Below are 13,683 nucleotides of genomic sequence, written 5' to 3' on the forward strand. Positions count from 1 at the left end.
ATAAAAAGGCCGCCCCTGTTGGAGCGGCCTTGCGTCGCGATGGCCTGCACAGCAGGCCTCCTGGGCGTTAGAACCTGGACCCAGGCTCCAGCAAAAAGTCCATCTCTTCACTGGTACTCGGCCGCTCCAGCACCAGGTTGCGGTGCGGGAAACGCCCGAACCGGGCAATTACCCGCTGGTGCTGCTCGGCATAGTCGAGGAAGCCTTCGAACAGCCGGCGGTTGGCCTCGGGCTGTTCGTCCAGCAGCATTTGATAGCGTTCCACGCACAGGTTCTGCCAGTCCAGCACTTCGGCATGCTCCAGCACCAGCAGCACGAACACCCGCTGGATCGGCAGCAGCTGGTAGTCCCAGCCCTTCTGCAGGCCCTGCATGGCCACCACCTGGGCACGCCGGTCGCCCTCGAAGGCACGCGGCGTGTCGCGGTAGATCATGCGTGGCAGTTGGTCCAGCAAAATCAGCAGGCCCAGCCAGCCCTGCGGACTTTGCTGCCACTCCTCGAGCCCACCCGCCAGGGCGTGCTCGACGAGATCGCCAAACAGCGCATAGGCGTCGGCATCGTGATGCTTGCCGAACCACAGCGTGCTCTTCTCGTCAGCCACGGCCTGGGCACTGGTGCCCCAACCGAACCACCACTCCAGCAACGGCTGCCAAGGTGCGAGCATGACTTACTCCTTGTGGTAGGCGGTGACGCGCTCGACCTCTTCCTTCGAGCCGAGAATCACCGACACGCGCTGGTGCAGGCTTTCTGGCTTGATGTCGAGGATGCGATCGTAACCGTTGGTGGAAGCGCCGCCGGCCTGTTCGATGATGAACGACATCGGGTTGGCTTCGTACATCAGGCGCAGCTTGCCCGGCTTGCTTGGTTCGCGGGCGTCACGTGGGTACATGAACAGGCCGCCACGGGTCAGGATACGGTGCACGTCGGCCACCATCGAGGCGATCCAGCGCATGTTGTAGTTCTTCTTCAGCGGGCCGGTCTCGCCTGCCAGCAGTTCGCCCACATAGCGCTGTACCGGGGCTTCCCAGTGGCGCTGGTTGGACATGTTGATGGCGAACTCGGCAGTGGTTTCCGGTACGCGGATGTTTTCGTGAGTCAGCACGAAGCTGCCCAGTTCGCGATCCAGGGTGAAGCCCTTGACGCCATTGCCCAGGGTCAGGACCAGCATGGTTTGCGGGCCGTAGATGGCGTAACCGGCAGCAACCTGCTCGGTACCTGGCTGCAGGAACGCTTCTTCGTTGAGGCTTTCGTTCTGGCTCAGGTACTGGTTAGGGCAACGCAGAACCGAGAAGATGGTACCGACCGACACGTTGACATCGATGTTCGACGAACCGTCCAGCGGGTCGAAGACCAGCAGGTAGGCGCCTTTCGGGTACCTGCCCGGGATCTGGTAGGCGTTGTCCATTTCTTCGGAAGCCATGCCAGCCAGGTGGCCGCCCCACTCGTTGGCTTCCAGCAGGATATCGTTGGAAATCACGTCCAGTTTCTTCTGGACCTCGCCCTGCACGTTTTCAGTGCCCATGCTGCCCAGCACACCACCGAGGGCGCCCTTGGACACGTGATGGCTGATTTCCTTGCACGCACGCGCTACCACTTCGATCAGGAAGCGCAGATCGGCAGGGGTATTGTTGCTGCGGGTCTGCTCAATCAGATAGCGACTCAGGGTAACGCGGGACATGTATGGCTCCGAACGGATTGGGGGGGATGAAAAACCCCCGCAGTTTACAGGGAGAGTGACGGGCTAGCGAGTGATGAGACTCGCCACGGCTCTCTGACGGCACAATAGGTCGGTAGTTCAGCGCGCGCCAGGCCGGTGGTCTGGTTGTGGGGCCATTCGCGGGCACGCGCGCTCCCTGGTTGATGAAAGCCCTGCAGGAAGCGGGTCTACCCGCGAACAAGCCAGCACAGGCCTACCTCAATCCAGCGCCTTCCAGATCTCGGTCGCATACTCACGGATAGTCCGATCCGACGAGAACCAGCCCATCCGCGCGGTATTGAGCACCGCTTTGCGCCACCACTCCTGCGGCGTGTGCCACAGATCCTCGACCCGCCGCTGGGCATCCCAGTAGGCATCGAAATCGGCGCACACCAGGAAGCGGTCGTAGGCCACCAGGCCGTCGATCAACCCGGTGTAACGAGAGGGGTCGTCGGGCGAGAACACACCACTGCGAATAGCCTGCAACACATCGCTCAAACGGTTGGAAGCGGCTATGGCGGCGTTGGCACCAAAGTCACCGGCACGCTTGCGCGTTTCAACCTGCTGCGCGGTCAGGCCAAAGATGAACATGTTGTCAGCCCCCACCTGTTCGCACATCTCCACATTGGCGCCATCCAGGGTGCCGATGGTCAGTGCACCATTGAGGCCGAACTTCATGTTGCTGGTACCGGAAGCTTCGTAGCCCGCAGTGGATATCTGCTCGGAAAGGTCCGCCGCCGGGATGATGCTCTCGGCCAGGCTGACGTTGTAGTTGGGCAGGAACACCACTTTCAGCAGGCCGCGCACCGTCGGGTCGTTGTTCACCACCCGGGCGATGTCGTTGGCCAGCTTGATGATCAGTTTGGCCTGGTGGTAACTGGCCGCAGCCTTGCCAGCGAAGATCTTCACCCGCGGCACCCAGTTGGTGCCAGGGTCATTGCGTATGGCCTGATACAGTGCAACGGTGTGCAGCAGGTTGAGCAACTGGCGCTTGTATTCGTGAATGCGTTTGACCTGAACATCGAATAGCGCCTCGGGGTTGACCGTGACACCGATGCGATCCTGAATGATGCTGGCCAGGGCACGCTTGCTGTGCAGCCGCTGGGCAGCGAACTGCTTGCGGAAACCGGCTTTGTCGGCGAACGGCACCAGGCCCGCCAGACGCGTCTGCGGGTCGTCCTTGAGTTCCGGCCCAAGCGCCTCGACCAGCATCTCGGTCAACTGGGGGTTGGACTGGTACAACCAGCGGCGGAAGGTAATGCCGTTGGTCTTGTTGTTGATCCGTTTCGGGTAGAGCTTGTGCAGCTCGGAGAATACCGTGCTCTTCATCAACTTGCTGTGCAGCGCCGACACGCCGTTGACGCTGTGCGAGCCAAGAAACGCCAGGTTGCCCATGCGCACCCGTCGGCCGTTGTCCTCCTCGATCAGCGAAACCGCGCGCAGCACGTCGAAATCGTGCAGGCCTTTGGCCCGCAACGCATCGATATGGTAGGCATTGATCAGGTAGATGATCTGCATGTGCCGCGGCAACATGCGCTCCATCAGCGCTACCGGCCAGGTTTCCAGGGCTTCTGGCAACAGGGTGTGGTTGGTGTAGGCGAGCGTGCCGACGGTCAGCTCCCAGGCCTTTTCCCAAGGCACTTCGTGCTGGTCCACCAGCAACCGCATCAACTCCGCCACCGCAATCGAAGGGTGGGTGTCGTTTAGCTGGATGGCCGCTGCATCGGGCAGGTTGAGCAGGTCCTTGTGCATGTTCAGGTGGCGCCGCAGCAAGTCCTGCAGCGAAGCCGAGACGAAAAAGTACTCCTGGCGAAGGCGCAGCTCCTGACCAGCCTCGGTACTGTCGGCCGGGTAGAGTACCCGCGAAATGCTCTCGGCACGCGCCACTTCAGCCACCGCCCCCAAGTGGTCACCGGCGTTGAAGCGCTCCAGGTGCAACTCTTCCAGCGCACGGGCACGCCACAGGCGCAGGGTGTTGACGCTGGATCCGCGCCAGCCGACCACCGGCGTGTCGTAGGCTACCGCCCGCACCGTCTCGCCAGGCCACCATACCTGGCGCTGGGCACCGCTTGCATCGTGCACCGTTTCGACACTGCCGCCGAAACTGATCGGGTAGATCACCTCGGCGCGCTCGAACTCCCAGGGGTTGCCGAAATCCAGCCAGTTTTCGGTCTGTTCCTGCTGCCAGCCATCGACCACGGCCTGACGGAACAACCCATGCTCGTAGCGGATGCCGTAGCCATGGGCAGCGATACCCAAGGTAGACATGCTCTCCATGAAGCACGCCGCCAGACGGCCAAGGCCGCCATTGCCCAGCGCAGCATCCGGCTCGAGCAGGCGAATGCGCTCGAGGTCCACATCCAGCCCCTCCAGCGCATCGCGCGCGATGTCCAGCAGGCCCAGGTTGCTCAGGCTGTCGTACAGCAAGCGCCCGATGAGAAACTCCAGGGAAAGGTAGTAGACCCGTTTCTGGCTACGCCGATAGGCCTGCCGGGTGTGATCCATCCAGTGGTCGACCATGTGATCGCGCGCAGCCAGGGCAATGGCCTCGAACCAGTCATGGTCGAAGGCATGCTCGGGGTCCTTGCCGACCGCGTAGGTCAGCTTGTTCAGTACAGCGGCGCGAAAATCCGCGACTTCGGCGTCACGTGCTTTGGGTTCCTGGGACATGCGGCATCCTCGGGCAAGTTGACGAAAGCGGAGGGAGAGTGATGAGACTAGACCCTTCGACAGGGAGCGACAGTTACGGTTCGCAGTTTTCATGCCCACTCTGCGATTCCGGCAAAAGGTTGTTCATAAATTGAACAATTCCGGTATCATCGCGCGCCCCAAGACCGTGATCCACCTTATAAAGATGAAAACGACCCTGATCGCCGCCGCCGAAGTCGACCGCCTGGAGACTTGGCAGCGCTACGCCAGCCACATGTGCCACGGCTGCCATTCGACCTGCTGCACCCTGCCGGTAGAGGTGAAGATCAAGGATCTGATCCGTATCGGCGTGGTCGACGAGTTCGAAAAAGACGAACCACCCAAGAACGTGGCCAAACGCCTGCAAAAAGAAGGCATCATCGAGCGCTTCAACCAGAAGTCGGGCATCTTCACCCTGACCCGGATGAGCAACGACGACTGCATGTACCTGGATCGTAAAAGCCGCCTGTGCACCATTTATGACAAGCGCCCGGATACCTGCCGCAACCACCCCAAGGTCGGGCCGCGGCCGGGGTATTGTGCTTACAAGCCCAAAGTGGTTGGGCGCTGATCTATTGCCTGCACCGGCCTCTTCGCGGGTAAACCCGCTCCTACAGGTACTGTGGAGGTCTTGACCTTTGTGGAAATCCTGAGCGGGTTTACCCGCGAAGAGGCCGGTACCACCAGCACAAAAAACCCAGACAAACTAAAACGCCCCCGGCCTTTCGACCGGGGGCGTTTTCATTCAGCCTGAGCTAACTCAGTTCTTGGCTTTCTTGGCTGCGCGGGTACGCTCGCCTTCGTCCAGGATCTTCTTGCGCAGACGGATCGACTTAGGAGTCACTTCGCACAGCTCGTCGTCCTGGATGAACTCCAGGGCCTGCTCGAGGGTGTGGCGAACTGGCGGCACCAGGGCGATGACTTCGTCTTTGCCCGAAGCACGCATGTTGTCGAGCTTCTTGCCTTTGGTCGGGTTCACGCCCAGGTCGTTGTCACGGCTGTTCAGGCCGATGATCTGACCGTTGTAGATCTCCTGGCCGTGCTCAACGAACAGCTTGCCGCGAGCCTGCAGGGTTTCCAGCGAGTAGGTCAGTGCCTTGCCGGTCTCGACCGAAACCAGTACGCCGTTGAGGCGGCCGGACATCTGGCCCGACTTCATGGTGTCGTAGCGATCGAAGATCGAGGTCAGGATGCCTGCACCGTTGGTCAGGGTCAGGAACTGGTTACGGAAACCGATCAGACCACGGGCTGGAATGTTGTACTCCAGACGAACACGGCCCTTGCCATCCGGAACCATGTTGGTCAGGTCGCCTTTACGCAGACCCATTTCTTCCATGACCTTGCCCTGGGATTCTTCAGGGATGTCGATGGTGACGTTCTCGAACGGCTCCTGCTTGACGCCGTCGACTTCGCGGATGATCACTTCAGGACGGCCCACGGCCATTTCGAAGCCTTCACGACGCATGGTTTCGATCAGCACCGACAGGTGCAGCTCACCACGGCCCGATACCTTGAACTTGTCAGGGGAGTCGGTTTCCTGAACGCGCAGGGCAACGTTGTACAGCAGTTCCTTGTCCAGACGGTCCTTGATGTTACGGCTGGTGACGAACTTGCCTTCTTTACCGCAGAACGGCGAGTCGTTGACCTGGAAGGTCATCGAAACGGTCGGCTCGTCAACGGTCAGCGGCTTCATCGCTTCTACCGCATCCGGGGCGCACAGGGTGTCGGAGATGAACAGCTCATCGAAACCGCTGATGCAGACGATATCGCCAGCCTGGGCTTCTTCGACGTCAACGCGGTGCAGACCGTGGTGACCCATCAGCTTCAGGATACGGCCGTTACGCTTCTTGCCGTTGGTGTCGATGGCGACAACCGGGGTGTTCGGCTTGACACGACCACGGGCGATGCGGCCAACACCGATAACGCCGAGGAAGCTGTTGTAGTCCAGTGCAGAGATCTGCATCTGGAACGGGCCTTCGCGGTCAACAGACGGAGCCGGTACGTTGTCGATGATCGACTGGTACAGCGCGGTCATGTCTTCGCCCATGGCGGTGTGGTCCAGGCCGGCAATGCCGTTCAGGGCCGAGGCGTAGACCACTTTGAAGTCCAGCTGTTCGTCGGTGGCACCGAGGTTGTCGAACAGGTCGAAGATCTGGTCCAGAACCCAGTCAGGACGCGCGCCTGGGCGGTCAACCTTGTTGATCACGACGATTGGCTTCAGGCCGGCTTCGAAGGCCTTCTTGGTCACGAAGCGGGTTTGCGGCATCGGGCCGTCCTGGGCGTCGACCAGCAGCAGCACGGAGTCGACCATCGACATTACACGCTCAACCTCGCCACCGAAGTCGGCGTGGCCGGGGGTGTCGACGATGTTGATGTGGTAGCCGTTCCAGTTGATGGCGGTGTTTTTCGCCAGAATGGTAATACCGCGCTCTTTTTCCTGGTCGTTGGAGTCCATGACGCGCTCGTCGTTGAGCTCGTTACGCTCCAGAGTGCCGGACTGACGCAGGAGTTTGTCGACCAGAGTGGTTTTACCATGGTCAACGTGGGCGATGATGGCGATGTTACGCAGATTTTCGATCACAAGTGTATCTCGATCAGAGGATTCGGTTGCCGCCCAGTGTAGGCGGCCAATATGTACTGTTTAAGGCTCAGCGGGCCCGGCGGTCGGGAGGGCGATGGCGAATACTGCCGCCATACAGCCCCGGCATCTTATGTCGGACGATAAACACGCACATTGGCATGTCCCTCACTGAGCAGGTGGTGTGCGTGCAAACGGCTCATCACACCCTTGTCGCAATACAGCAAGTACTGGCGCGTAGGGTCCAGGTGCTTGAACTTGCTGTTGATGGCGTAGAACGGCATGGCCTGGACCTCGATACCTTCCAGCACCAGTGGTTCGTCTTCCTGGGCATCGGGGTGGCGAATGTCGATGACGATCTGGCCAGGCAGCGCCTCGGCCACTTCCTCGATTTCGATGTCCTTGCCCAGCTCATCGATCACATGGTCGATGGAAATGAACTTGGCGCGCTCAAGAGCGCGCTCCAGCACGGCCATGTCGAACTGCTTTTCTTCGTGCTCCATGCGGTGACGCTTGGCATGGGTAGTCGGGTTTACCGAGATCACGCCGCAGTATTCCGGCATGTGCTTGGCAAAGTCCGCGGTGCCGATTTCGGTGGCCTGGTCGATGATGTCCTGCTTGTGGCTGGCCAGCAGCGGGCGCAGCACCAGCTTGTCGGTGGCCGAGTCGATGATCGACAGGTTCGGCAAGGTCTGGCTGGACACCTGGGAAATCGCTTCGCCGGTCACCAGCGCGTCGATCTGCAGGCGGTCGGCCATATGGGCGGCGCCGCGCAGCATCATGCGCTTGAGGGTCACGCCCATGTAGCTGTTGTCGACCTTGTTGAGGATTTCGCCAACCACTTCTTCGAACGGCACGCTGATGAACAGTACACGCTGGCTGCTGCCGTACTTCTTCCACAGGTAGTGGGCCACTTCCATCACGCCCAGCTCATGGGCACGGCCGCCGAGGTTGAAGAAGCAGAAGTGGGTCATCAGGCCGCGGCGCATCATCTGGTAGGCCGCAACGGTGGAGTCGAAACCACCGGACATCAGCACCAGGGTCTGCTCCAGGGCGCCCAGCGGATAACCGCCGATGCCGTTGTGCTGGTTGTGGATCACGTACAGGCGCTGGTCGCGGATTTCGATGCGCACCAGCACTTCAGGCTTCTTCAGCTCGATCCCGGCTGCGCCACACTGCTGGCGCAGCTGGCTGCCGACGTAACGGTCGACGTCCATCGAAGTGAAGTCATGGTGGCCACCGCGCTTGCAGCGCACGGCGAAGTGCTTGCCGGCCAGCAGGTGGCCGAAGTGGTGCTTGCACTTGGCGACGATGTCGTCGAAGTCACCCAGCGGGTATTCCTCGACCTGCAGGAAGTGGGTGATACCCGGCGTGCAGGTGAGGCGCTCGATCATCTCGCGCTGGACTTTTTCGTCTTCGACGCGGGTAACCACTTCGAGATTGTCCCAGACACCATCGACCGCGAGCTCAGGGTCGAGATCCTTGAGCACGTTGCGGATGTTCTTGCCAAGCTGGCGGATGAAGCGCTTGCGCACCGGCCGGCTTTTGATGGTGATTTCTGGGAAGACTTTGACGATAAGTTTCATTGGTTAACAGCGCGCGCAGGGCCTGCCGAAAATGAGGGGCGCGAATTATATCGGAAATTGCTCAGGATTTGACCAACTTTTGATCAGAAGCTTTGAGATAAATGCAGAGAGCGGGTTTTGCAGTGCCTGTTCCGGCCCTTTCGCGGGTGCCCCCGCGCCTACAAGCAGTGCAAAGCCCGTAGGAGCGGGTTTACCCGCGAAGAGGCCCTGGAAGCTGGCACACTACTCATGCCACGCACCCTATTGGTGCGAGATGATCAAAAAACGCATCGTAAGGGTGCACTTTTGCCCGCCACCCCAACGCCAAATGCCCGCAAACGCCCCCTTTTATCCCAGCCTCGCCATTTTCGGGCACTGGCATGCAATTTGCTCCCTTGTGAGGCAGGTAAGCTTGGCCGACTATCCGCGCCCGGCAACACCCTTTTTCCAGGGCAGCGGCCCACCGCGCTCTAGACCATCCGGAGGACAACATGTCGAAGTCGGTTCAACTCATCAAAGATCATGACGTCAAGTGGATTGATCTGCGTTTCACGGACACCAAAGGCACTCAGCACCACGTGACCATGCCGTCGCGTGATGCGCTGGACGAAGACTTCTTCGAAGTCGGCAAGATGTTCGACGGTTCCTCCATCGCTGGCTGGAAAGGCATCGAAGCCTCCGACATGATCCTGATGCCGGTTGACGAAACCGCCGTTCTGGATCCGTTCACCGAAGAGCCAACCCTGATCATTACCTGCGACATCGTCGACCCGTCGAGCATGCAGGGCTACGATCGTGACCCACGTGCAATCGCCAAGCGCGCCGAAGAGTACCTGAAGAGCACCGGCATCGGTGACACCGTATTCGCCGGCCCAGAGCCTGAGTTCTTCATCTTCGACGAAGTGAAGTTCCAGTCGGACATCTCCGGCTCGATGTTCAAGATCTTCTCCGAGCAGGGCTCGTGGATGACCGGCGCTGACGTGGAAGGCGGTAACAAAGGCCACCGTCCAGGCGTGAAAGGTGGCTACTTCCCGGTTCCGCCGTTCGACCACGACCACGAAATCCGTACTGCCATGTGCAACGCTCTGGAAGAAATGGGCCAGACCGTTGAAGTTCACCACCACGAAGTGGCGACTGCCGGCCAGAACGAAATCGGCGTCAAGTTCAACACCCTGGTGAAGAAGGCTGACGAAGTACAGGCGCTGAAATACGTCGTGCACAACGTTGCCGACGCTTACGGCCGTACCGCCACCTTCATGCCGAAGCCACTGTACGGCGACAACGGCTCGGGCATGCACGTGCACATGTCGATCTGGAAAGACGGCAAGAACACCTTCTCGGGTGAAGGCTATGCCGGCCTGTCCGACACCGCCCTGTACTTCATCGGCGGTATCATCAAGCACGGTAAGGCCCTGAACGGCTTCACCAACCCGTCGACCAACTCCTACAAGCGTCTGGTTCCAGGCTTCGAAGCCCCGGTAATGCTGGCCTACTCGGCTCGCAACCGCTCCGCCTCGATCCGTATTCCTTACGTTGGCAGCCCGAAAGCCCGCCGTATCGAAGCACGCTTCCCGGACCCATCGGCCAACCCGTACCTGGCCTTCGCGGCCCTGCTGATGGCTGGCCTGGACGGCATCCAGAACAAGATCCACCCAGGCGACGCGGCCGACAAGAACCTGTACGACCTGCCGCCAGAAGAAGCCAAGAACATCCCGCAAGTGTGCGGCAGCCTGAAAGAAGCTCTGGAAGAGCTGGATAAAGGCCGTGCGTTCCTGACCAAGGGCGGCGTGTTCTCCGACGACTTCATCGATGCCTTCATCGAGCTGAAGAGCGAAGAAGAAATCAAGGTGCGCACCTTCGTGCACCCGCTGGAATACGAGCTGTACTACAGCTGCTGATCTGATTGGCGCCCTGCGCCGATGACCTGATCACAACGGCCTCCTTCGGGAGGCCGTTTTCGTTTCTGCGCACCAAGCAGAAGCACTGCAACCCCGCCTGTCACGCTATGCTCTATCTTGGTGCACTAATTCACACCATGCCCTCATTTGCTCACCAATCTGGTTCAAATTAAACGTTTCACCAAGACTTTCTGGTCCGAATTTGCGCAGTTTCAGGCCTTTCTCGGCAAATTCCGCTTCTTTTCGGCGCTTTGGTTTGTTTCTTGCATTTTCTTATCAAGAGTCTCGCATCAGTGGATCCACCCCGCGTCCGGCCCTGGCCATAACAGTGCCAGGCAAGCGCCAAAAGAGGTCAACGACGCCTTATGACCATCAGCGATGCACAGCACCGTCTGCTTCTGGACAACCTGACCACTGCCACGTTGCTGCTCAACGCCGAGCTGCGCCTGGAGTACATGAATCCGGCCGCAGAAATGCTACTGGCCATCAGTGGCCAGCGCAGCCATGGGCAGTTCATCAGCGAACTGTTCACCGAATCGACCGAGGCGCTCAGCTCGCTGCGCCAGGCGGTCGAGCAGGCGCACCCGTTCACCAAGCGTGAAGCGCAGCTTACATCGCTGACCGGGCAGACCATCACTGTCGACTACGCGGTAACGCCGATACTGCATCAAGGCCAGACCCTGCTGTTGCTCGAAGTGCATCCGCGGGACCGGCTGCTGCGCATCACCAAGGAAGAGGCCCAACTGAGCAAGCAGGAAACCACCAAGATGCTGGTACGCGGCCTGGCCCACGAAATCAAGAACCCCCTTGGCGGCATCCGCGGAGCGGCCCAGCTACTGGCCCGCGAACTGCCCGAGGAAGGGCTGCGCGATTACACCAATGTAATCATCGAAGAGGCTGACCGTTTGCGTAACCTGGTCGACCGCATGCTCGGCTCGAACAAGCTGCCTTCGCTGGCCATGACCAATATTCACGAAGTGCTGGAGCGGGTGTGCAGCCTGGTCGATGCCGAAAGCCAGGGGTGCATCACTTTGGTGCGCGATTACGACCCGAGCCTGCCGGACGTGCTGATCGACCGAGAGCAGATGATTCAGGCCGTACTCAACATCGTGCGCAACGCCATGCAGGCGATCAGCGCGCAGAATGAGCTGCGCCTGGGTCGCATTACCTTGCGCAGCCGCGCCCTGCGCCAGTTCACCATCGGCCACGTGCGTCACCGCCTGGTAGCGCGGGTAGAGATCATCGACAACGGCCCGGGCATCCCGCCGGAACTGCAAGACACCCTCTTCTATCCCATGGTCAGTGGTCGCCCGGACGGTACCGGGCTGGGCCTGGCCATTACCCAGAACATCATCAGCCAGCACCAGGGCCTGATCGAGTGTGAAAGCCACGCAGGCCATACCGCCTTCTCGATTTACCTGCCTCTGGAACAAGGAGCCACCGCCTCATGAGCCGAAGTGAAACCGTCTGGATCGTCGACGATGATCGCTCCATCCGCTGGGTCCTGGAAAAAGCCCTGCAACAGGAAGGCATGACCACCCAGAGCTTCGACAGCGCAGACGGTGTCATGGGGCGCTTGGCACGCCAGCAACCCGACGTGATCATTTCCGACATCCGCATGCCTGGCACCAGCGGCCTCGACCTGCTGGCGCAGATCCGCGAGCAGCACCCGCGCCTGCCGGTCATCATCATGACCGCCCACTCCGACCTGGACAGCGCCGTGGCCTCGTACCAGGGCGGTGCCTTCGAGTACCTGCCCAAGCCATTCGATGTCGACGAAGCGGTATCGCTGGTCAAGCGCGCCAACCAGCACGCCCAGGAGCAGCAAGGCCTGGATGTGCCACAGAACCTGGCGCGCACCCCGGAAATCATTGGCGAAGCCCCGGCGATGCAGGAGGTGTTCCGTGCCATCGGCCGCCTCAGCCACTCCAACATCACCGTGCTGATCAACGGCGAGTCCGGCACCGGCAAAGAACTGGTGGCCCACGCCCTGCACCGACACAGCCCGCGCGCAGCATCGCCGTTCATTGCCCTGAACATGGCCGCCATCCCCAAGGATCTGATGGAGTCGGAGCTGTTCGGCCATGAGAAAGGCGCCTTCACAGGTGCTGCCAACTTGCGTCGGGGTCGTTTCGAGCAGGCCGATGGCGGCACGCTGTTCCTCGACGAAATCGGGGACATGCCCGCCGACACCCAGACCCGCCTGCTGCGCGTGCTGGCCGACGGCGAGTTCTACCGCGTGGGCGGCCACGTGCCAGTCAAAGTCGACGTGCGCATCATCGCCGCCACCCACCAGAACCTGGAATCACTGGTGCAGGCCGGCAAGTTCCGTGAAGACTTGTTCCACCGTCTTAATGTCATCCGTATCCACATTCCGCGCCTGGCCGACCGCCGCGAAGATATCCCCGCCCTCGCCCGCCACTTCCTTGCCCGGGCCGCCCAGGAGTTGGCAGTCGAGCCGAAGATCCTCAAGCCGGAGACTGAAGAGTTCATCCGCAACCTGCCATGGCCGGGCAACGTGCGGCAGATGGAGAACACTTGCCGCTGGATTACCGTGATGGCCTCCAGCCGCGAAGTGCTGATCGGTGACCTGCCGCCAGAACTGCTGAACCTGCCACAAGACGCCGCGCCGGTAACCAACTGGGAGCAGGCCCTGCGCCAGTGGGCCGACCAGGCCTTGGCGCGCGGGCAGACCAACCTGCTGGACAGCGCAGTGCCGAGCTTTGAACGGATCATGATCGAGACGGCACTCAAGCACACCGCCGGACGCCGGCGGGATGCCGCGCTGTTGCTGGGCTGGGGGCGTAACACCCTGACGCGCAAGATCAAGGAATTGGGGATGAATGTGGCTGGTGGGGATGATGAGGAAGGTGATGACCACTGAGCTCTGAATTAGCCTTCTAGATTGCTGGGGCTGCTTTGCAGCCCATCGCGACACAAGGCCGCTCCCACGGGATCACCTCTGCCCCAAGGCTGATGCGATGGACACACATCGGGGTCGTCGTAGGAGCGGGTTCACCCGCGAAGAGGCCGGGCCTGCTGGCCAATCTCCACCTGCCGCTCACCATTGCCGCCACCATCGTATTCGCGGGTAAACCCGCTCCTACCACGATCCTGTGGGAGCGGCCTTGTGTCGCGATGGGGCGCAAAGCGGCCCCAGCCATTTCAGCCGTCTGAATGCACCGTTCCTGTGCCGGCTGCACCTCTCGAAGGCACAAATACCCTTAAAATCCGGCCAAATCACCCGCAAAGCCCAGT

At 60.7% G+C, this 13,683-nt stretch carries 9 protein-coding genes; 4 read left to right on the forward strand and 5 right to left on the reverse strand.

What is annotated here, in order from left to right; all coding sequences use genetic code 11:
- Positions 1–67 precede the first annotated feature (67 nt).
- The 3 genes from ACF8EF_RS21090 to ACF8EF_RS21100 all read right to left on the reverse strand — a co-directional run bounded on the left by ACF8EF_RS21090 (position 68) and on the right by ACF8EF_RS21100 (position 4,366).
- Complete coding sequence (locus tag ACF8EF_RS21090; RefSeq protein ID WP_176684814.1) at positions 68–664, reverse strand: DUF924 family protein; 597 nt, start codon at positions 662–664, stop codon at positions 68–70.
- 3 nt (positions 665–667) lie between these two features.
- The gene (locus ACF8EF_RS21095; RefSeq protein WP_176684813.1) at positions 668–1,678 is read right to left on the reverse strand and encodes a class 1 fructose-bisphosphatase; all 1,011 of its coding nucleotides are present in this window, start codon (positions 1,676–1,678) and stop codon (positions 668–670) included.
- 237 nt (positions 1,679–1,915) lie between these two features.
- Positions 1,916–4,366: a glycogen/starch/alpha-glucan phosphorylase gene (locus ACF8EF_RS21100; RefSeq protein WP_176684812.1), complete on the reverse strand. Its 2,451-nt coding sequence runs from the start codon at positions 4,364–4,366 to the stop codon at positions 1,916–1,918.
- Positions 4,367–4,550: 184 nt separating this feature from the next.
- Between ACF8EF_RS21100 and ACF8EF_RS21105 the strand changes: the two genes are divergently transcribed.
- Entirely contained in the window at positions 4,551–4,955 is a 405-nt protein-coding gene (locus ACF8EF_RS21105) for a YkgJ family cysteine cluster protein (RefSeq protein ID WP_049870388.1), read from the forward strand.
- Positions 4,956–5,144: 189 nt separating this feature from the next.
- On the opposite strand, the gene typA is transcribed toward ACF8EF_RS21105, so the two are convergent.
- A complete protein-coding gene (typA, locus tag ACF8EF_RS21110; RefSeq protein WP_021783717.1) occupies positions 5,145–6,965 on the reverse strand; it encodes a translational GTPase TypA in 1,821 nt (606 codons plus the stop codon).
- A 128-nt stretch (positions 6,966–7,093) separates the two neighbouring features.
- Positions 7,094–8,548: a tRNA uracil 4-sulfurtransferase ThiI gene (thiI, locus tag ACF8EF_RS21115; RefSeq protein WP_003249221.1), complete on the reverse strand. Its 1,455-nt coding sequence runs from the start codon at positions 8,546–8,548 to the stop codon at positions 7,094–7,096.
- Positions 8,549–9,018: 470 nt separating this feature from the next.
- Here thiI and glnA point away from each other — a divergent pair, with 470 nt between their 5' ends.
- From glnA to ntrC, 3 genes are all read left to right on the forward strand, one after another.
- Positions 9,019–10,425 carry a type I glutamate--ammonia ligase gene (gene glnA / locus ACF8EF_RS21120; RefSeq protein WP_021783715.1) on the forward strand — a complete coding sequence of 469 codons (1,407 nt, stop codon included), beginning with the start codon at positions 9,019–9,021 and terminating at the stop codon, positions 10,423–10,425.
- Between the two features lie 365 nt (positions 10,426–10,790).
- The gene (glnL, locus tag ACF8EF_RS21125) at positions 10,791–11,876 is read left to right on the forward strand and encodes a nitrogen regulation protein NR(II) (RefSeq protein ID WP_176684810.1); all 1,086 of its coding nucleotides are present in this window, start codon (positions 10,791–10,793) and stop codon (positions 11,874–11,876) included.
- A complete protein-coding gene (gene ntrC, locus ACF8EF_RS21130; protein ID WP_176684809.1) occupies positions 11,873–13,309 on the forward strand; it encodes a nitrogen regulation protein NR(I) in 1,437 nt (478 codons plus the stop codon). Before glnL ends, ntrC begins: the two co-directional genes overlap by 4 nt.
- The last annotated feature ends 374 nt before the right edge of the window (positions 13,310–13,683 follow it).

It is taken from the genome of Pseudomonas sp. zjy_15 (assembly GCF_043101865.1).
Taxonomy (GTDB): domain Bacteria; phylum Pseudomonadota; class Gammaproteobacteria; order Pseudomonadales; family Pseudomonadaceae; genus Aquipseudomonas; species Aquipseudomonas putida_Y.